Source organism: Novosphingobium sp. TCA1 (assembly GCF_009811895.1).
Classification (GTDB): domain Bacteria; phylum Pseudomonadota; class Alphaproteobacteria; order Sphingomonadales; family Sphingomonadaceae; genus Novosphingobium; species Novosphingobium panipatense_A.
The window spans coordinates 181,897-201,937 of sequence record NZ_BLJH01000008.1; the positions used below are offsets into that span (position 1 = coordinate 181,897).

The window sequence follows — 20,041 nt, forward strand, 5'->3', positions numbered from 1 at the left end:
TCGAAAGCTCAGGCGACTTGATTCTCCAACATTTCATCGTTGCTGCCTGCCGGGGTGGAGGGCCGGGTTTCGGCCGTTGCCGTAACGACTTCCGGGGGCGTTTTCATGCTGGGCGCGCGGTCGGGGCGTCCCAGGAAATAGCCTTGCGCTTCCTCGCAGCCTTCCCTGATGAGTAAATCGAACTGGCTCTCGGTCTCGACGCCCTCGGCCAGCACCGGGATGCGCAGCGACTGGCCGAGCGCCAGGACCGCGCGGATAATGGCGCGCGCCTGTTCGTTGCCGTCCGATTCCAGCAGGAACGACTTGTCGATCTTGATCTTGTCGAACGGGAACGAGTGCAGTGTGTCGAGCGAGGAATAGCCGGTGCCGAAATCGTCCATGGCGATGGCCACGCCCAGTTCCTTGAGCTGGCGGAGGTTGTGCAGGGCACGGCCCTTGTCGCTGATGATGGCACTTTCGGTGATTTCCAGTTCGAGCCGGCTGGCGGGCAGGCCGGTTTCGATCAGCACGCGTGCCACCATGGGCGCGAGGTCCTGCTGCACGAGCTGGATCGGCGATACGTTCACGGCGATGCGCTGGTTGGTCTGCCAGTTCACGGCTTCGCGGCAGGCCTGTTCCAGCACCCATTCGCCGATGGTCAGGATCGCGCCCGATTCCTCCGCGATCGGGATGAACTGGTCCGGCGAGACCAGCCCCTGTACCGGATGGTGCCAGCGCACCAGCGCCTCGTAGCCCGAAAGCTCGCCGCTGCGCAGGTGGCGCTGCGGCTGGTAGAGCAGCACCAGTTCCTGCCGCTCGATCGCCTGGCGCAAGTCTCCGGCAAGCTGGCGCCGCGCGCGCGCCGTTTCGTCCATGCCGGGCTCGTAATAGCAGATGCGCTCGCCGATCTGGGTCTTGGCGCGGTACATCGCGAGGTCGGCGTTGTTGAGCAGGCTCTCCCGGTCACCGCCGTCGTGCGGGAAGGCCGCGACGCCGAGGCTGGCGCCGAAGCTGAGGTCCTGCCCTTCATGGATGACCGGCATCGCAAAGCAGGCCTCGACCCGTGACAGGAAGTCCGCAAGCTGGGCATCGGTGGTGAAGAGCTTGGCGATCCCGAACTCGTCGCCGCCCAGCCGGGATGCAATCTCGTCCTCGCCGATCGCGGCGGAGATTCGTTCCGCCAGTTCCGCCAGGACCACGTCACCCCAGGAATGCCCGTAAGTGTCGTTGATCTCCTTGAAACGGTCGAGATCGATCGCTGCCACGCCCAGGCGCTTGCCCTGGCGTTCTGCCTGACCGAGCTTCTCGTCGATCCAGAGATTGAAGCGCGTGCGATTGGGCAGGCCGGTCAGTCCGTCGTGCATCGCCATGTGGGCGATCTGTGCCTCGGATTCGTGCTGCCGGGTAATGTCGTCGAATGTCGATACCCAGCCGCCGTCCTGCATGGGCCTGCTAGCGATGGAAACCACTGTGCCGTCGGGATATTCCGAAAGGATCGGCGGGTGCGTCTCTGTCGCGAGATTGTCGCGAATCGCCCGCTTCGCGATCCTGACGCGCTCTTCCACCTCTTCGGGCGCATAACGTGCTGCACTGCTGATGCGGATCACTTCGCAGAGCGACATTCCCGGTGTCAGCGCGCCAGGCACAAGCCCGTACATTTCCAGATAGCGCGAGTTGCAAAGCACCAATTTCTCGTCGGCGTCGTACAGGCACAGGCCCTGGTGCATATGGCCGAGCGCGGCGTCACGCTGGCGGCTGGCCTCGGTGATGCGGTCCTGCGCTTCCTTGAAGCGCGACATGTCGCGGGTGATCTTGGCGAAACCGATCGGCTGGTCGAATTCGTCCAGCATCGTTTCGATGGTGACGTGCGCCCAGAAGCGGGTCCCGTCGCGGCGAACGCGCCAGCCTTCGCCATAATAGCGTCCTTCGCTCATGGCCGTTTCCAGGGCGATCCGGTCGCGCTCGGCATCGCGATCTTCCGGGGTGTAGAAGCTGGAGACATGCAGGCCGAGCGCTTCGCTTTCAGGGTAGCCCTTCAGGCGCTGAGCACCGGCGTTCCAGTTCACGACCCGGCCGTCGAGATCCAGCATGTAGATCGCACAGTCGGAAATACCGCGCACGAGAAAGGAGAAGGCGCGCTCGCTGACCGCCACGGCGGCGGCGGCCCGGCGGCTGATGGCCAGCGAGATTGCCGAAAGGGTGACAAGCAGGAAAGTTACCGCAGTGACCGCGGCGGCCATTTCGCGCGGGGAAATGAGCTGCTCCGGCGCATCGAGGCGGGCGGGAATGAGCGTGAGGCCGGTCATGCCGGTGAAGTGCAGCAGGACCACCGCGGCGGTGAGCAGGCCGGTCGATGCGATCAGGCCGCGCAGGCGGCGGTCGCCGAGTGCCAGGGCCAGGGCGGGGTAGAGCGGCAGGTAGCCAAGGATCACCGAGGCGACGATGTAGCCGGATTTCCAATGCATGGAGGCCGGGGCTTCGAGGGCCAGCATGCCGGTATAGTGCATAGCGGCGATCCCCAGCGTTGCGATCGCGGCGGACAGCGGCAGGGTCCAGGGCTTTGCGCCTTCGATCGCCAGCCCGAAAGCCGCTGCGAATGCGGCTATGAGGATGGCGAGCGAGGTGAAAGTCAGCGCAGGCTCGAACCCGGTGACCATGTCGGGCGCATAGCCGAGCATGGCCACGAAGTGGGTGGCCCAGATGCCGAAGCCCGCACTTGCACCGCCGACGCACCACCAGCGCCGCGCCATGGCGGGGCCGTGTTTCACCCGGCAACCGGCCGCCTGGCGCAGCAGCGCCAGTGCCGTCAGCGAGGACAACAGACAGATCAAGGCCGCCAGCAGGACGAAGGTCAAGTCATGGCCGTCACGAATGCAGAGATAGATGTCGAACACTGGAACCCCGATTTGATCTCGGGAAATCTAGGGATATGCCGGTTAGCAATCGATTAATAACGATATTATCCGATGCAAAATCGTTGAATGTGCGAAAACCCTATGCGGGTTTTTGCGCATGGAACTCTGTGAAAAATTAGCCAAGATGCTAACCGAATATTAATCCCTGCAAGACAGGTTGCGATTCTCCTGGAGAATGCGCCATGCCCATTGCGGCACACTTTGAAGATCAGACTGCCAATAGTTCGGGCGATAGCCAGATCGGGGGCAAGTCTGCCGAAAACGGCCAGAAGGCCGATAAGCCGCGCGCCGCGCGCAAGCGGCTGATGATCGAGACGCAGGGTTCGCTGCCTTCCGGCGTCGAAACGCCGGTGACGATCCACAATTTTTCCGAAACCGGCCTCCTGCTCGAAACGGCGGAAGACATGGAGATCGGCGAAGCGCTCGATATCGAGCTTCCCGAGGCGGGGCCGACGCGGGCGCGCGTGGTCTGGGCGAGCGGACGGCTCTACGGCTGTGCATTCGACATACCGCTTCATCCCGCAGTGCTCAGTGCCGCCCAGTTGCGCAGCGCAATGCAGGATGTCGATCTGGCGCCGCCGCCAGCGGTTGCCGCACCGGCCGCGATCGGCGGCGAGAGCTTCGGCGAACGCCTCCATCGCCTTCGCAAGCTGCGCGGCTTCACCCAGGGCGAACTCGCTTCGCGCCTGGGCGTCAGCAAGCCTACGGTCTGGGCCTGGGAGCAGGGGCGCGCCCGTCCGATCGAGGAGCGTCTCGATGCCATTGCCGAGGAACTCGGCGTCACGGCTGCGGAACTGCGTCCCGGACGCACCGTGGCAGGCCTGCCGGAACTCATCGCCCGTTGCCGCGACCAGATCGCCGCCGCGGTCGAAACGAGCCCCGACAAGATCAGGATCATGATCGAGCTCTAGAATATTCGGACAATCTGCGTTCCTGCGGATAGTCCGGGCAAATCCGCTTCACGACTCAATTCAGCGATGGTAAATACATTAATAACAATAACTTGCGTTCAAGAGTGTTAGATAACAGGGCTAATGCTTCTTGGGTGGAGGTTATTGTCTGGGTCGCCGGAAATCGGAAGTTGTCATGCTGGGCTGTCGTCTCTTGAACGGTCGAACGTCTGCTAACTTGTTCCGAATCACGGGCCCTATTCTCCTGGGGCCTTCCTGCGGTCCCTTCGATCCGGGGCGTTACCAAGATGGGCATGAATTTCACCGTTCGGGAGAGTTCCGCGCTGTACGGGCTGCTGGCGGAAACCTCTTCCGACATTATCCTGAAGACTGATCTTCAGGGCCGGATCGTTCATGCCTCGCCCGGTATCCGCAGGCTGGGGGTCGAGCGATTGGCCGAAGTCGGGCCGCACCTGCTCGATCTGGTGGCCGAACAGGGGAGGGCGGCCGTTTCGCGCGCGCTCGATCTCGCGATCGCGGGCGAGCAGGGCGCCCAGTGGGTCGAATTTCCCGCGGTGACCGCCGATGCCCGCGAAACCTGGTTCGAGATCCGCATTCGCCCGCTGGTCGAGGAAAGCGGCGCGGTTTACGGCGCGCTGGCGGTCATGCGCACGATCGACGAGCGGCGGAGCCTGCGCGACCAGCTTTTCGCAGCCACCTACACCGATCCGCTGACCCAGCTGACCAACCGCGCCGCGTTCATCTCCATGCTGGAACACATGATCGCACAGGGCATGGAAGGCTGCCTGGCGATGTTCAGCATCGACTTCTTCCGCACGATCAACATGAAGTACGGACAGACGGCGGGCGACGACGTCCTGCGGGTCTTTGCGGACCTGCTGCGTGAAATGCTCCGGTCCGACGACATTATCTCACGGATCGGCTCGGAGCGCTTTGCCGTGCTTCTGCCGCGCACTACACCGGAGCAGGCACAGGCAATCTGCACCCGCGTTGTCACGACCATGGCGAACTTGCGCCAGAACGTGGGCGACAACCGGCTGGCGATCACCACCAGCGGCAGCATCGCGCGGATAGCGGAGACGATGGACGGCACGATCGAGCGCGCCGAACTCGCATTGTTCTGTGCCAAGGCCAAAGGGCGTAATCGCCTGGAGATGGAGAAACCTCGCCGCATAGCGGTGTAAATGGGGTGCGTTGTGGTCCACCGGGGCGGTTCCCGCGCCGGAATCATATGCAAATACTATGCGTTTGACCGAGCGCTCGTCTCGAATTCCAACGGCGCATTATCCTAATGGGTCTGCTGCATTCGACTCATATCGCATCTCCCGCGATGTGGGCTTGCAGGAGCACTACCCATGCAGGACATCCTCTGGATCGGCCTGACCCTCGCGTTGCTGGCGGCTAGCCTCGGCTATGTCGGCCTGTGCAACAAGGCATGAGGGGCAGCCGGACATGACCATCGATCTCTGGCTGGCGGGTTTCACCGCGCTGGCCCTTCTCGTCTATCTCGTCGCCGTGCTCGCACGGCCCGAACGCTTCTAGAAGGAGCGTTTCCATGACCGTTCAAGGATGGCTGTTCATTGCAGCCTTCGTCGTCATCCTGCTGGCGCTTACCAAGCCCATGGGACTGTGGCTTCATGCGCTCTACGAGGGACGCCGCACGCCGCTTCACGCGGTGCTCGGCCCGGTCGAGCGCGGCTTCTACAAGCTCGCGGGGGTAAACCCGGAAGAGGACCAGCCCTGGCATCGCTATGCCGTGCATATGCTGGTGTTCAACGCCGCGCTACTGCTGCTGACCTATGTGATCCTGCGCGCGCAGGGCCTGCTGCCGCTCAATGGCCTCGGCTATGCGGGCATCGGCGCCGACGGCGCGTTCAACACCGCCGTCAGCTTCACCACCAATACCAACTGGCAGTGGTATTCGGGTGAGGCGGCGATGAGCAATCTCTCGCAGATGCTCGGCCTGACGATCCACAACTTCCTCTCGGCCGCCACCGGCATTGCGCTGGCCTTTGCGTTCTTCCGCGGTTTTGCCCGCAAGAGCGCTACAGGCATCGGCAATTTCTGGGCCGACATGACCCGCGTGACGCTCTATCTGCTGCTGCCGATCTGCGTCGTCTACACCGTCTACCTGATCGCCAGCGGCGTGCCGCAGACCCTGGCCGCCTCGGTCGACGTCTCGACGCTGGAAGGCGTGAAGCAGACGCTGGCGCTTGGTCCGGTGGCTTCGCAGGAAGCGATCAAGATGCTGGGCACCAACGGTGGCGGCTTCTTCAACGCCAACTCGGCGCATCCTTTCGAGAACCCGACCGCGCTGACCAACCTGGTGCAGATGCTGTCGATCTTCTCGATCGGCGTCGGCCTCACCTGGTGCTTCGGCAAGGCTGTGGGCAACACCCGTCAGGGCTGGGCGATCCTGGCCGCGATGATGGCGATCTTCCTCGTCGGCGTGACCGTGGTCTACTGGCAGGAATCCGTCGGCAACCCGATCCTCCACAACCTTGGTATCGCCGGTGGCAACATGGAGGGCAAGGAAGTCCGCTTCGGCATCGTCGCTTCCTCGCTGTTCGCAGTCGTCACCACGGCAGCTTCGTGCGGCGCGGTCAATGCCATGCATGACAGCTTCACCGCACTGGGCGGCATGATCCCGCTGTTCAACATCCAACTGGGCGAAGTCGTCATCGGCGGCGTCGGCGCGGGCATCTACGGCTTCCTGCTGTTCGCCATCCTCGCCGTCTTCGTGGCGGGCCTGATGGTCGGCCGTACCCCCGAGTACGTGGGCAAGAAGATCGAGAGCCGCGAGGTCAAGCTCGCTGTCCTGGCGATCGCGGTGTTGCCGCTGATCATCCTGGGCGGAACGGCGATCTCCTCGGTGCTGGAAGCCGGTCTGGCCGGTCCGCTCAACAAGGGGCCGCATGGCTTCTCCGAGATCCTCTACGGCTTCACCAGCGCCGTCGGCAACAACGGCTCGGCCTTCGCGGGTCTGACCGCGGGCACGCCGTACTACAACGGCATGCTGGGCGTCGCCATGTGGCTCGGCCGCTTCTTCGTCATCATCCCGATGCTGGCGATCGCGGGCAGCCTCGCCGCCAAGAAGTACACCCCCGAGACCGCAGGCAGCTTTCCCACCACGGGTCTGCTGTGGACCGGCCTGCTGATCGGCATCGTGCTGATCGTCGGCGGCCTGACCTTCCTGCCCAGCCTCGCCCTTGGCCCCATCGCCGATCATCTCGCGATGATCCGTGGCCAGCTTTTCTGAGGAACCTTGCAATGGCTCGGTCCGAGAATAAATCTCTCTTCACGGCAGACCTGATCGTTCCGGCGATCGGGGATGCCTTCCGCAAACTCAATCCCAGGGAACTGATCCGCAACCCGGTGATGTTCACCACCGCCGTCGTGGCGGTGCTGCTGACGGTACTGCTGATCGTCGGGCAGGACGGCCTTGCCGCCGGTTTCAAGATCCAGCTCGTGCTGTGGCTCTGGCTGACGGTGCTGTTCGGCACGTTCGCCGAGGCTCTGGCCGAAGGTCGCGGCAAGGCGCAGGCCGCCTCGCTGCGCGCCACCAAGGCGGAACTGACCGCCAAGCGTCTGAAAGGTGATGGGGAGCGTTACGACGACGTTCCCGCCAGCCAGCTGAAGAAGAACGACATCGTTCTGGTCCAGACCGGCGACCTGATCCCCTCGGACGGCGAAGTCGTCGCCGGTGTCGCTTCGGTCAACGAGGCCGCGATCACCGGCGAATCGGCTCCCGTCATCCGCGAGGCAGGCGGCGACCGTTCGGCGGTGACGGCGGGCACCCGCGTCATCTCCGACGAGATCCGCGTCCGCGTCACCGTTAATCCGGGGCAGGGCTTCCTCGACCGGATGATCGCCCTGGTCGAAGGCGCGGAACGCCAGAAGACCCCCAACGAGATCGCGCTCACCCTGTTGCTCGTCGGCCTGACGATCATCTTCCTGATCGCGGTGGCGACCATTCCGGGCTTCGCCAGCTATGCGGGCGGTTCGGTGCCGGTCTCGATCCTCGCCGCGCTGCTCATCACGCTGATCCCGACGACGATCGCGGCGCTGCTTTCGGCCATCGGCATTGCCGGCATGGACCGTCTGGTGCGCTTCAACGTGCTCGCCAAGTCGGGCCGTGCGGTCGAAGCGGCTGGCGACGTCGACGTGCTGCTGCTCGACAAGACCGGCACGATCACCATCGGCGACCGCCAGGCCACCGAGTTCCGTCCGGTCGGCGGCGTAGACGTCAGCGAACTTGCGGAAGCCGCACTCATCGCCAGCCTCGCCGACGAGACGCCCGAAGGTCGCTCCATCGTGGTCCTGGCTCGCGAGAAGTACGGCCAGACCGCGACGGACCTGCCTTACGGTGCCGAGATCATCCCGTTCACCGCACAGACGCGCATTTCGGGCGTCAATACTGGTGGCCGCGTGATCCAGAAGGGCGCCGTGCAGGCGATCCTCAAGGCCAATCCGGGCGCGGGCACGACCGCATCCGCCACCGAACTGCGGCGCGTCACCGACGAGATCGGCCGCGCGGGCGGTACGCCGCTGGCCGTTGCCGTCGATGGCCGCCTGCTGGGCGCGATCTTCCTCAAGGACATCGTCAAGGCCGGTATTCGCGAGCGCTTCGGCGAACTGCGTGCAATGGGCATCCGCACGGTGATGATCACCGGCGACAACCCGCTGACCGCAGCCTCGATCGCGGCGGAATCGGGCGTGGACGACTTCCTTGCCGAAGCCACCCCCGAGGACAAGCTGGCGCTGATCCGCAAGGAACAGCAGGGCGGCAAGCTCGTCGCCATGTGCGGCGACGGCACCAACGATGCCCCGGCACTGGCCCAGGCCGACGTCGGCGTCGCCATGAACACCGGCACCCAGGCCGCGCGCGAAGCGGGCAACATGGTCGATCTCGACAGCGATCCGACCAAGCTGATCGAGGTCGTCGGCCTCGGCAAGCAGCTGCTCATGACGCGCGGCGCGCTGACGACCTTCTCGGTCGCCAACGACGTGGCGAAGTACTTCGCGATCATCCCGGCCATGTTCGTGGCGCTCTATCCGGGGCTCGGCGTGCTCAACGTGATGGGACTTTCCAGCCCGCAGAGCGCGATCCTTTCCGCGATCATCTTCAACGCGCTGATCATCCCGTGCCTGGTGCCGCTCGCGCTTCGCGGCGTGACCTACAAGCCGATGGGCGCGGGGCCGCTGCTGGCGCGCAACCTGGCGATCTACGGCCTTGGCGGCCTGATCGCGCCGTTCGTCGGCATCAAGCTCATCGACCTGGCCGTCGGCGGCCTGGGGTTGGCGTAAGGTTCCGAAGCCTGGCTTTGCCACTGCCGTCATCCTGAACTTGTTTCAGGATCCATCGTGCCGATCGACCGGCCGTGTGAACGGCGAAATGGACCCTGAAACAAGTTCAGGGTGACGGCGGAGCAAGCGGTACGGGGCAGGTCAGGAATTTGGCTAAGGCCAAGGAGACGTACAATGAACAACGATATCACATCATCTCTGCGCCCGGCGATCGTCATGACCGGACTGTTCGCGGCCCTTCTGGGCGTGGCCTATCCGCTGGCGATGACCGGGATCGGGCAGGCACTGTTCCCGTCCCAGGCGAACGGCAGCCTTGTCACCGAAAACGGCAAGGTGATCGGCTCGACCGTGATCGGGCAGGCCTTCACCTCGCAGCGCTACTTCAACACCCGGCCTTCGGCGGCGGGCGACGGATACAGCGGCCTTGCCTCGTCCGGTTCGAACCTCGGCCCGGCTTCGCAGGTCCTGCACGACCGCGTGAAAGAGCAGGTCACGGCCATGAAGGCTGCCGAACCGGGCAAGGCGGTCCCTGCCGACCTGGTGACGACTTCGGGCTCGGGCCTCGATCCCGACATCACGCCGGAGGCGGCCTACTATCAGGTCGACCGCGTGGCGCGGGTTCGCAACATCGATGCCGCCGCCGTTCGCCGGCCGGTGGACGAGAGCGTCGAAACGCCGCTGCTCGGCTTCATCGGCGAACCGCACGTCAATGTGTTCGAACTCAATCGACGGCTGGATGGTCTTGGCGCTAAGCAGGTTCCGTGAACGATCGCGTGACTGAAAACGACAGACCCTCTCCAGAGGCCCTCCTGCGCCAGGCGGCGCAGGAGGGCCGCGGCCGTCTCAAGGTCTTCCTCGGCGCCGCGCCGGGTGTCGGCAAGACATGGGAAATGCTCACCGAAGGCCACCAGCGGCGGGAAGCCGGGGTGGACGTGGTGGTGGGCGTGGTCGAGACCCATGGCCGCCGGGAAACCGAGGCGCTGGTCCTCGGGCACGAAGTGGTCCCCCGCCGGGAGGTGGAGCATATGGGCCACAGCCTGGGCGAGATGGATATCGACGCCATCCTGGCCCGCGCGCCGCAACTGGTGCTGGTGGACGAACTGGCCCACACGAACGCACCGGGAAGCCGCCATCCCAAGCGCTATCAGGACGTGGAGGAACTGCTGGACGCCGGGATCGACGTCTATTCGACGATCAATATCCAGCATGTCGAAAGCCTCAACGATGTCGTCGCCTCGTTCACCCGGGTCCGGGTGCGCGAAACGGTGCCCGATTCCGTCCTTGAACAGGCGGAAATCGAAGTCGTCGACATTCCGCCCGACGAACTGATCGAGCGGCTGAAGGACGGCAAGGTCTATATCCCGCACGAGGCGACGCGGGCGCTCGGCCATTTCTTCTCCAAGACCAATCTCACGGCCCTGCGCGAACTGGCGCTGCGGCGTGCGGCGCAGGCAGTGGACGCGCAGATGCTGGAGCATGTGCGCGCCAATGCGCTGGCGGGCAGCTTCGCGGTGGGCGAGCGGATCGTCGTCGCCGTCAGCGAACTGCCCCATGCGGCCGGGCTGGTGCGCGCGGGCAAGCGCATGGCCGACGCCCTGAGAGCGCCCTGGACGGCCGTTCATATCGAGACCCAGCGGCACCGGCAGTTCACCGACGACGAGCGCCGCCAGCTCGCCGATACCCTGGCGCTGGCCTCGCGCCTTGGCGCTTCTACCGCCAGCATTCCGGCGACCGACGTGGTCGAGGGCCTGCGCAGCTTCGCGCGCGAGGCGCGGGCCACCCAGATCGTCATCGGCAAGTCGAGCCGCCCCTGGTGGTTCGAGCTGCGCCACGGCTCGGTGGTGGACCGGCTGGTGCGCTCGGTCGGCGACGTCGCGGTCCATGTCCTGCCCTCCGGCGAGAGCGTTCCCGGCGGCGCGGTGCGCCGCAGGCGCCGCGGGCACTGGGGGCGACCGGCCGATTATTTGTGGTCGCTGCTGATGGTGGCGGCAATGGCGGTGCTCGGGCGCCTGCTGCTGGAAGCGCTCGACCTCGGCAATATCGCCCTGCTGTTCCTGATCCCGGTCATGTTCGCCGCAGCCAGTTTCAGCCTGCGCGCAGGACTTTTCGCGGGACTGGCCTCCAGCCTTGCCTACAACTTCTTCTTCCTGCCGCCGACCGGCACGCTGACCGTCAGCAACCCGGAGAACGTGATCTCGATCCTGGTCCTGCTGGGTGTCGCCGTCGTCACCAGCCAGTTCGCCGCGCGCGTGCGGGCACAGGCCGATCTGGCGGGATCGAGCGCGCGCCAGAACGCCGCGCTGGCAAGTTTCTCGCGCCAGCTTACTGCCGCGGTGACGCGCGAGGAGCTGATGCAGGCGATCTGCGCGGAAGTCGCGCGCCTGCTCGATGTGCGGGCGGTGCTGCTGCTGCCTTCGGAAGACGGCCCGGTGCTGGCCGCCGCGCTGCCGCCGGAGGACCGGCTCGAACAGATCGAGCGGGCCGCCGCGCAGTGGGCCATGGAGAACGACCAGCCCGCAGGGCGCGGCTCGGCCACGCTCACCGCTTCGGACTGGCTGTTCAACCCCTTGCGCACGACGCGCGGCGTGCTGGGTGCTCTGGGGATTGCGCGGACGGATGCCGCCGATCCCTTGCGCTCCGACCAGTTGCCCTTGCTGATGAGCCTGCTCGATCAGGCCTCGATCGCTTTCGACCGCCTGCTGCTGGAAGAGGAGAACCTCAAGGCGCAGGCCGTGGGTGAGCGGGACCGGCTGCGCTCCGCGCTGCTCTCGTCGGTCAGTCACGATCTGCGCACGCCGCTCACCACCATTCTCACCGCCGCGCAGGAAATGCGCCAGCATCCCTCCGGCGAACTGGCCGAGACCATCGAGACCGAGGCGCTGCGGCTCAACCGCTTCGTCGCCAACCTGCTCGACATGGCGCGCGTGGAAGCCGGTGCCCTGCCGATGAAGGCGGAGCCGACGGACCTGTTCGATGCCGTCGCGGGCGCTGCGCACGATACGCGCACCGCCTTGCATGGCCATGCCGTCCAGCTCGATATTCCGCCGGACGTGCCGCTGGTGCGGGTGGATCCGGTGCTGCTCCATCACTGCCTGATCAATCTGCTCGACAATGCCGGGCGCTATGCCGATCCCGGTACGCCGATCGTGATCCGCTGCCGCCGCGCGCCCGACGCCCTGCTGCTTTCGGTGATCGACCAAGGGCCGGGTATCCCGCCCGGGCAGGAAAAGCGGGTGTTCGAAACGTTCACCCGCCTGGAAGGATCGGACCGCGTGCGCCACGGGACGGGCCTTGGCCTTGCCATCGTCAAGGGGTTCGCGGAGGCCATGGGCCTCTCGGTCGATGCCTCCAACAACGAGGATCCCTTCGGGGCCTGCTTCACCATCCGTATTCCGAACGACCTGATTCTCAGGAACTTCGATGCCAATTTCGATGATGGGGCCAATTTCAATAACGGGGACGTATCATGACCATTCGCCACAAGGTCCTCATCGTCGATGACGAGCCGCAAATCCGCCGTTTGATCCTGGCCGCGCTCGGCCGCGCCGACTATGCGACGATCGAGGCCGTGAACGGGCGCGAGGCGCTGACGCGGCTGCGGCAGGAGCGGCCGGACATCGTGCTGCTCGACCTCGGCCTGCCCGACCGCGACGGACTGGAACTGGTCCCCCTGATCAAGCAGGAGAGCGACGCCACGCTGATCATCGTCTCGGCGCGGGAGGCAACCGATGAGAAGGTCGTCGCGCTCGATCTCGGCGCGGAGGATTACCTGACCAAGCCTTTCGATACCGACGAACTTCTGGCCCGCGTGCGGGTGGCGCTGCGCAACCGCATGACCCGCGGCGGCGGTGTTCCGGCAGTCACCGCCGGCGATCTGTCCATCGACCTGATGAACCGCACGATCGTCAAGGCGGGCAAGGAAATCCACCTTACGCCCAAGGAATATGCAGTGCTGGCCCAGCTCGCGAAGTTTCCGGGGCGGGTCATTACCCATGAGCAGATCATGGTGAATGTCTGGCCCAACGAATCGGAGCGTCACGTCGAATATCTGCGCGTTCTGGTGCGGTCTCTGCGCCAGAAGCTGGAAGACGATCCGCAGCGCCCGCAGATCATCAGCAACGAGGTCGGCATAGGCTATCGCCTGCGCCTTCCCGAGGATGCCGGGTGACAGGCCCGGCCGTACCGGCGTAATGCGATTACTACGGCCTTCGGCCGTTCCCGCTCTCGTTTTCAAACGGCCATCGGACTTATGGTCCGGGGCATGGACAATGAGGATGATGCGGCGCGCGGAAGCCGGTCTTCGGCCGGGAAGGCCGGGCGCATTGCCGACTGGCTGGGATCGCAGGGCGCGGGCAATCTGACGATCTACATGTGCGCCATCGTCACGGCGCTGGCGGCGGTGCTGGCGCGGATCTCGTACTGAAGGGCCCGTTCGCACCGGTACTCGGCATTAGGAAATCTCAATGCCTCGGGGCGTTTCCCGCTCTCGAATTGCTATGCGTTCAGGCGTAACTGGAGTGCCTCCTGAAGGAGGTTCACGATGTCCAGATGGCATGAAACTCTCGCGGCTGGGATCGGCCTGCGCCTGGGCGGCGTAGCGATACTGTCGGTGGCCTGGTTGACCGGATCGGCGCTCTATGCGCGCGTCCACATGCATCCCCCCGCTCCGGCCAGTCCCGCCGAACTGGCGCTCTGCGCGCTGCTGGTGCTGCTGCTTGTGACCGGCAATGCCCTGCTGTTCGTGGGGCCCGGCCTCTGGAAGCAGGTCGAGATTCCGGCGCGGTGGAGCGCCGTGCTTACCGGCCCGCGCGAGTTCGAGATCTTCCACGATCCGCAGCTTTTCCCGGAAGAGGACAGGGTGCCGGACCGGAAGGAGACCGCCGTACTCTATCTTCACGAGCGTACGGCTGCCTGATCGGGTGTCCCGTGACAGGGGCATGGGACACCCCGCGCCAAAGTAATGAAAACACTATGCGTTAGCCGTTTCCCCGCTCTCGATATCAAATGTGGTCCTGCCCTACTTGGGCGTCCTCGAATCGCTCCGCCCGCTGGCGGAGAACTCAAGAGGACATCATGAAATCCATCGCTACCCTTGCCGCCCTTTTCGCAGGTTTCGTTCCCCTGGCCGCACAGGCTCAGGAAGAAGCCGCGCCGAGTGCCGTGACCGTCTCCGGTTCCGCCACCCTGACTTCGGATTACCGCTTCCGCGGCGTTTCGCAGTCGGACAAGGAAATGGCCGTGCAGGGCGGCCTCACCATCGCGCATGAAAGCGGCGTCTACGTGGGGACCTGGGCCTCCAACCTTTCGGGCTGGGGCACGTTCGGCGGCGCCAACATGGAGCTGGACCTGATCGGCGGCTACAAGGCGAAGCTCAGCGACAATGCCACGCTGGACGTCGGCCTGACCTGGTACATGTATCCGGGCGGCGCGGACGATACCGATTTCGCCGAGCCCTACGTGAAGCTTTCGGGCACCACCGGCCCGGCCACGCTGACGGCGGGCGTCGCCTATGCGCCCAAGCAGTATGCGCTGGCCAATGTCTCGAACGCGCCGAACAGCCGGGGGCAAAAGCAGGACAACCTCTACCTCTGGGGTGACGGCGCGCTCGCGATCGCGGGAACGCCGCTGACCGCCAAGGCGCATATCGGCTACTCGGACGGCAATCCGGGCCTTGGCCCCAATGGCACCAGCGTGGCGCCCACCGGCACCTACTGGGACTGGTCGCTCGGCCTCGACGCGGCCTGGCGCAACCTGACCTTCAACGTCTCCTACGTCGATACCGATATCGGCGGTGCCGACGCCGCGCGTCTCCAGCCGAACTTCAGCAAGGGCCAGGACGGAACCGGCTCGATCGCCGATGCCGGCATGGTGGTTTCGCTGACCGCCGCGTTCTGATCCTCAGAGCCAGCGAGTATGCCGGAACCACGCGTATAGCGCGGTGCAGAGCAGGGCGATCACGCCCAGTACGGCGAAATAGCCGTAGCGCATGTGCAGTTCCGGCATATTCTCGAAATTCATGCCGTAGATCCCGGCGATCGCGGTGGGAACCGCCAGGATCGCGGCCCAGGCGGCCAGCTGGCGGGTGATCGTGCCCTGACGCTGGGATTCCAGCAGGTGGCTGACCTCGAACACTGTGGTCAGCACCTCGCGCAAGCTGGCAACCATGGAATCGACGCGCCGGACATGGTCGTAGACGTCCTTGAAATAGGGCCGCACTGCCGCGTCGAGATAGGGCACGTCCAGATGGACGAGCTTGCTGCTCACTTCCGCCATCGGGGCCAGCACGCGCTGGAAGCGGATCAGTTCGCGGCGCAAGGCGAAAAGACGCATCACGTCGCCGCGATCGAGGAAGGCATCGAGTGCGCGCTTCTCGATTTCCAGTACGTTCTCCTCGATCGTCTCCACGATCGGCAGGTAGCCGTCGACGATGAAGTCGAGAATGGCGTGAAGCACATAATCGACGCCGTTGGAGAGCAGCGTCGGCGCCGCCTCCAGCTGGGCGCGCAGTTCGGTATGGGCGCGGGCGGAGCCGTGGCGGACCGAGATGACGTGATGCTTGCCGACGAAGACCGAGGTTTCCCCGTAAACGATCTCGTCACCTTCCAGATGCGCGGTGCGGGCAACGACGAAAAGCTGGTCGCCGTAGATATCGACCTTGGGCAACTGGTGCGCCTTCAGCGCGTCTTCCACGGCCAGCGGGTGCAGGCCATACGTCTTCTGCACGGCGCGCAGTTCTGCCTCGGTCGGTTCGTGCAGGCCGATCCACACGAAATCCTCGCCCCGATCGGCGGGATGGTCCAGCAGCGGGGGGCAGCTGTCGAGGGATACCGGCTCGGCGGGTTGGCCCTGGCGATAGAGGCGGGCGGCAATGACGGTCATCTAGGCTGCTGTTTTCCGGGTTTCATGTCGTTCGGGCAGGCAAGGATAGCGCCGTGGGCGGCGATGTCTCGCTGTTTCGGCTTCAGCGTATCGCGCGGCGGTCCTGCCGGGCATTGTGACGGCCATGCTGCCGTGCAGCACTGCCCTTTCCGTCGGAGATCAGCGTCTGGAGATCGAGCAGGGCGCGTCCCGTGGCCATTCCGCCGTTGCAGGCGATGTAGCGCGGTTCCCAGACCGGCGAGAACTTTTCCTTGTAATTGCGCAGCCCTTCGAAGCCGTAGAAGGCTTCGCCGTGGCGGAACAGCATGCCCGCCGCCCGTGCCCAGGTCGGCGCAAGGCGGCGCGCCTCGATGCCGGAAAGCGGGGCCAGACCCAGGTTGAACCAGGCATAACCCTCCTGCCGTCCCCACAGCATCAGGCGGGTGAACAGGAAGTCCATGCAGCCGTAGGGCACGTCGGCACGGTGGCGCATGAGGTCCACCGAAAGTTCCTCCCGGCCCGCCGTCTTCCAGAGATTGGCGAAAGCGACGATCCGCCCCTCGCAGCGTATCACGGCGATGTCGCAGCGTGCGATATAGGCCTCGTCGAAGCGCCCGACGCTGAAGGCCTTCTCGCGCTGGCCCTTGGCGCGGAGCCATTCGTCCGAGACGTCACGCAGCTCGCCTATGAGCGCCGACACGCGCGCGGCAGGAACGATCGCGAACTCCGCGCCTTCACGCTCGGCGCGGCGCATGGCGTGGCGCAGGGGGCGGGCGCCGGGGCCTTCGAGGCCGAAGCGGGAAAGGTCCACGCGCGCCTCTTCGCCGTACTTCATCAGCTGCAGGCCCATGTCGATGGCGACAGGCAGGACCTCGGGCGTGACCTGATAGAGCAGGACGCGGCCCTGGTTGGCATCGGCCCGCTCGCGCAGGCGCCAGAGCAGTTCGGGCCAGTCGGAGCGTTCTCCCACCGGATCGCCCATGACGATCCAGGAATGTCCCTGGATCTGGTACATCAACATCGAGCGGTTGTCCGGCCCGGCCAGGAACAGCTTGTCGCCGGTAAGCGCCAGCATCGATTCCGAACGTGTCGCGTGCGCAAGGGCGGCCTCGACGTCGAGCGGGCATTCGTCGGGCCGCACGGCCCGCCGCGAGGGGCGCAGGAAGGCGAGCAGGATGGATGCGCCCGTCACCACGGCAACGGCGAAACTGGTCCGCAAGTAGCGCGAGGCGTCGCCCGACCAGGCGAATTTCCACCAGAGGCTGCTGCGATAGGCCGGAAAACTCTGGGCGAAATAGCCGATCACGATGACGAGCGCGATCGTCGCGACCATGGCGAGGATCCAGTTTGCGCTCATCACGTCGGCGGTCAGCGCGGTGCGGCGCCAGAAGCCCTTGCGCGCGATCTGCAACATGGCGGCCACCGCCAGCAGGGTCAGCGCTTCCTCCCAGTCGAGCCCCTTGATCAGCGAGAAGGCGGCCCCGGCCAGCAGCAGGGCGCGGGTGAGCAGGAACGCGGCGTCGAGACGGCGATAGAGCGCGGGCGCCAGCAGCAGCAGCAGGGTACCGACCAGGCTGGCGGCGATCTGGGAAGCTTCGACGAAGGGCAGCGGCACGATGCCGCGGATGTCGGCCATGCGCTCGGGCAGGGCGGGCGTCGCGCCGGAGAGGAGCAGGATCGCGCCGCCCAGGAAGACCAGCAGCGCGACGGCGCGGGGCGCCAGGCTGACCATCATCGTCTCGCCCGCCTTGAGCGCGAGGACGGCGGGCCGCCGCCAGCGCGCGTGCTCGTGACGGACCAGCAGGACGAGCGCGAGGGCAAGCGGCAGGATGTAGTAGACGATACGGTACACGAGCAGCGCGGCCAGGAGTTCTCCGGCAGGGATCTGCGGGCAGAGCGCGATGACGGTGGCCTCGAACACGCCGAGGCCGCCGGGAACGTGGCTGACCAGTGCCACCACGATGGCAAGGACGTAGGCGAGCAGCAGCGGCGGATAGAGTCCGGCCGGGGCATGGGGCAGCAGGATGAACAGCGTCCCGCAAGCCGTGGCGATGTCTGCCAGCGCCACCAGCCCCATGCGTGCGGTCGTTTCCGGGCCGGGCAGGTTCCGGCGCCGGGCAAGGAGCGCTCCGCCTGCCAGCAAGGCCAGCAGCCCGGCGCCCGCCACATGCTGGAATTCGAGCGAAAACCTGTGGCCTGCGGCAAGCAGTGGACGATGATGGAGCAGGAGGGCAAGGGCAACTGAGGTGAAGACGCCGCTCCAGAAAGTAACCCCGGCGATGGCGGTGACGCGCGCCACTTCTCCGGTGCTCAGGCCCCTGGCGCCATAGATGCGCAGCCGCGCGGCAGCGCCGGTCAGGATGCCGAAGCCGAGATTGTGGCTCAGCGTATAGCTGGTGAAGGAAGCGAGCGCGGCGGTGCGATAGGGCAGGGGCCGTCCGATCGTGCGCAGGGCCATGACGTCGTAGAGGGTGAGCAGGAGGTAGCTCGCCGCGGTCAGGCCAAGCGCGGCGGCGAGGCGCCATGCCGGGATCGCGCGAAGGGTGCGGATCAGCGTGTGGGCATCCAGCGAGAGGGCCAGCCGGTGCAGGCAAAGCCCCGCCAGCGTCAGCATCAGCGCGGCGGCCGCCAGTTGCGCGGGGACGGCCATTCTGCGCGCCAGCGGCTTCAGGGCGGCAAGGTGAACCGCGCGGGACGCGGGAAGCGCGGTCATGACCGCTTGCTCCATATCTGCGACTTGCAGATCAGCCCATGAAGGATGCAGCCGCTGATCCTGAGATGGCCCGGATCGGGCTGGTGAATGCGGGAGAAGAAGCTTTCGCCCATGTCGGGCACATAGACTTCTCCCTGCCAGCCGCCGTTGCCCTCGCGGTGGTAGTCGCGCAGGAGCTGGGTGCCGACGAGATGGCCGACCCCGGCATCGGCGGCATCCGCCACGGCCTGCCCGCCGACCCAGGTCACGGTGCCGCAGAGCATCGCGCCGCAAGGCGCGACGGCCACTTCAACGTCCCCGCGCGGATTGAGCCAGCGGCCGAAGGGATTGGGGGCATTGGCGGGCTGGGCGGGCGCGGCGGCGCAAAGCAAGCCGAGGATCGGAATGATCGCGCCGAGACGGAGGCGGTGGGGAATGTTGGTCATCGGGTGGTATCCGTAAGGGCATGAGCGGCGATGGCATCGCGCACCGCGCCGAACAGTCTGTCGGCATCCTTGTTCAGGTAGTGGTCGCCGGGCAGCACGATCTGGGTCAGGCGCGGCAGGTGGAGCAGCGGGCAGAGGCTTTCCGGTTCGTCGCGGCCATGGATGCAGACCACGGGCACCCAGTCCAGCTTGCGGGCACTGGCAAGCGCGGGGGCATCGGGCGTGGTCTCGTCCAGCCATTCGAGCGGGGAGACGCGCAGGAAAACGGTGCGAGTGGGGACGGTCAGCACCACCAGCGAGACATGGCGGCGCAAGGTCTGGGGAAGGTGCTCCAGCCCGACATGGACCATGTCCGAACCGAAGGACTGCCCCAGCACCACGACGCGATCGGTATGGCCCAGCACCATCGCGCGCTGCATGGCCTCGGCCAGCATCGCCGAGACTTCCTCCGGGCTGCGGCGGATCTTGAAGTAGTTGAGCGAGTTGACCGAGACCGTGGCCACGCCGTGCCGGGCGAGGCGGGCTGCGATCTCGCCGCCCAGTCCGGTTCTGGTGCCCATGTCGCCGGAAAGCAGCACGGCGGCATAGCGGTGCTCTTTCGAGGCGCCCTGGGCAGGCAGGTCCGCGAAGGGGCTGGCATCCCACGCGCCCAGCCCCCCCAGCACTGCAGCCAGCACTGCTGCCAGCGCCGCTACGACGACGATGACGGCTGCGATCGAGCGCACCAGTGCGCGCCGAGGCCTGTGTGGAGCTGTCCCTGTCATGCCACGGGTCTGCGCCCGGCGATCTTGCCGCAGGGTGGAGCCAACATGGACTTTCCTTAATGTGACTTGCGCGGGCGGCAGTGCGATAAGGCAGGGCGAGGGTGCAGCTTGCGTCCAGTCTCATGCTGGCGCCGGGGATCTTGCCGCTTCATGTCCGTTTCGCCCTTTC

Annotated in this window: 16 protein-coding genes; 11 read left to right on the forward strand and 5 right to left on the reverse strand. The window is 65.7% G+C overall.

The features are described 5' to 3' along the window. Positions 1–8: 8 nt before the first annotated feature. The gene (locus NTCA1_RS12175; RefSeq protein WP_159830716.1) at positions 9–2,873 is read right to left on the reverse strand and encodes an EAL domain-containing protein; all 2,865 of its coding nucleotides are present in this window, start codon (positions 2,871–2,873) and stop codon (positions 9–11) included. Positions 2,874–3,076: 203 nt separating this feature from the next. Here NTCA1_RS12175 and NTCA1_RS12180 point away from each other — a divergent pair, with 203 nt between their 5' ends. The 11 genes from NTCA1_RS12180 (at position 3,077) to NTCA1_RS12230 (ending at position 15,007) form a co-directional block, all read left to right on the forward strand. Continuing rightward, entirely contained in the window at positions 3,077–3,805 is a 729-nt protein-coding gene (locus NTCA1_RS12180; RefSeq protein ID WP_159830717.1) for a helix-turn-helix domain-containing protein, read from the forward strand. A gap of 287 nt (positions 3,806–4,092) precedes the next feature. Next, on the forward strand, positions 4,093–4,989 hold the full coding sequence (locus NTCA1_RS12185; RefSeq protein ID WP_086491543.1) for a GGDEF domain-containing protein: 897 nt from the start codon (positions 4,093–4,095) through the stop codon (positions 4,987–4,989). 268 nt (positions 4,990–5,257) lie between these two features. Beyond that, on the forward strand, positions 5,258–5,347 hold the full coding sequence (locus NTCA1_RS12190) for a potassium-transporting ATPase subunit F (protein WP_086491544.1): 90 nt from the start codon (positions 5,258–5,260) through the stop codon (positions 5,345–5,347). 13 nt (positions 5,348–5,360) lie between these two features. Beyond that, the gene (kdpA, locus tag NTCA1_RS12195; RefSeq protein WP_159830718.1) at positions 5,361–7,064 is read left to right on the forward strand and encodes a potassium-transporting ATPase subunit KdpA; all 1,704 of its coding nucleotides are present in this window, start codon (positions 5,361–5,363) and stop codon (positions 7,062–7,064) included. Positions 7,065–7,075: 11 nt separating this feature from the next. Continuing rightward, entirely contained in the window at positions 7,076–9,112 is a 2,037-nt protein-coding gene (gene kdpB, locus NTCA1_RS12200; protein ID WP_159830719.1) for a potassium-transporting ATPase subunit KdpB, read from the forward strand. Positions 9,113–9,286: 174 nt separating this feature from the next. Continuing rightward, positions 9,287–9,877 (forward strand): potassium-transporting ATPase subunit KdpC, encoded by a 591-nt coding sequence (gene kdpC / locus NTCA1_RS12205; protein WP_159830720.1) that lies wholly within the window; start codon positions 9,287–9,289, stop codon positions 9,875–9,877. A gap of 8 nt (positions 9,878–9,885) precedes the next feature. Continuing rightward, positions 9,886–12,582, forward strand: a complete 2,697-nt coding sequence (locus NTCA1_RS12210; protein WP_159830721.1) for a sensor histidine kinase KdpD — start codon at positions 9,886–9,888, stop codon at positions 12,580–12,582. Next, the gene (locus tag NTCA1_RS12215) at positions 12,579–13,280 is read left to right on the forward strand and encodes a response regulator (protein ID WP_159830722.1); all 702 of its coding nucleotides are present in this window, start codon (positions 12,579–12,581) and stop codon (positions 13,278–13,280) included. Before NTCA1_RS12210 ends, NTCA1_RS12215 begins: the two co-directional genes overlap by 4 nt. A gap of 93 nt (positions 13,281–13,373) precedes the next feature. Then, on the forward strand, positions 13,374–13,535 hold the full coding sequence (locus tag NTCA1_RS12220) for a hypothetical protein (protein ID WP_159830723.1): 162 nt from the start codon (positions 13,374–13,376) through the stop codon (positions 13,533–13,535). A 117-nt stretch (positions 13,536–13,652) separates the two neighbouring features. Continuing rightward, positions 13,653–14,027, forward strand: a complete 375-nt coding sequence (locus tag NTCA1_RS12225) for a hypothetical protein (RefSeq protein WP_201282472.1) — start codon at positions 13,653–13,655, stop codon at positions 14,025–14,027. Positions 14,028–14,185: 158 nt separating this feature from the next. Continuing rightward, a complete protein-coding gene (locus NTCA1_RS12230; RefSeq protein WP_159830724.1) occupies positions 14,186–15,007 on the forward strand; it encodes a TorF family putative porin in 822 nt (273 codons plus the stop codon). Positions 15,008–15,010: 3 nt separating this feature from the next. Here NTCA1_RS12230 and NTCA1_RS12235 read toward each other — a convergent pair whose 3' ends face one another. The 4 genes from NTCA1_RS12235 to NTCA1_RS12250 all read right to left on the reverse strand — a co-directional run bounded on the left by NTCA1_RS12235 (position 15,011) and on the right by NTCA1_RS12250 (position 19,833). Further along, a complete protein-coding gene (locus tag NTCA1_RS12235) occupies positions 15,011–15,991 on the reverse strand; it encodes a magnesium and cobalt transport protein CorA (RefSeq protein WP_133084590.1) in 981 nt (326 codons plus the stop codon). Positions 15,992–16,073: 82 nt separating this feature from the next. Next, on the reverse strand, positions 16,074–18,683 hold the full coding sequence (gene mprF, locus NTCA1_RS12240) for a bifunctional lysylphosphatidylglycerol flippase/synthetase MprF (protein ID WP_159830725.1): 2,610 nt from the start codon (positions 18,681–18,683) through the stop codon (positions 16,074–16,076). After that, entirely contained in the window at positions 18,680–19,108 is a 429-nt protein-coding gene (locus NTCA1_RS12245) for a DUF2147 domain-containing protein (RefSeq protein WP_159830726.1), read from the reverse strand. The genes mprF and NTCA1_RS12245 overlap by 4 nt, the downstream gene beginning before the upstream one ends. Next, complete coding sequence (locus NTCA1_RS12250; RefSeq protein WP_159830727.1) at positions 19,105–19,833, reverse strand: AcvB/VirJ family lysyl-phosphatidylglycerol hydrolase; 729 nt, start codon at positions 19,831–19,833, stop codon at positions 19,105–19,107. The genes NTCA1_RS12245 and NTCA1_RS12250 overlap by 4 nt, the downstream gene beginning before the upstream one ends. Between the last annotated feature and the right edge of the window lie 208 nt (positions 19,834–20,041).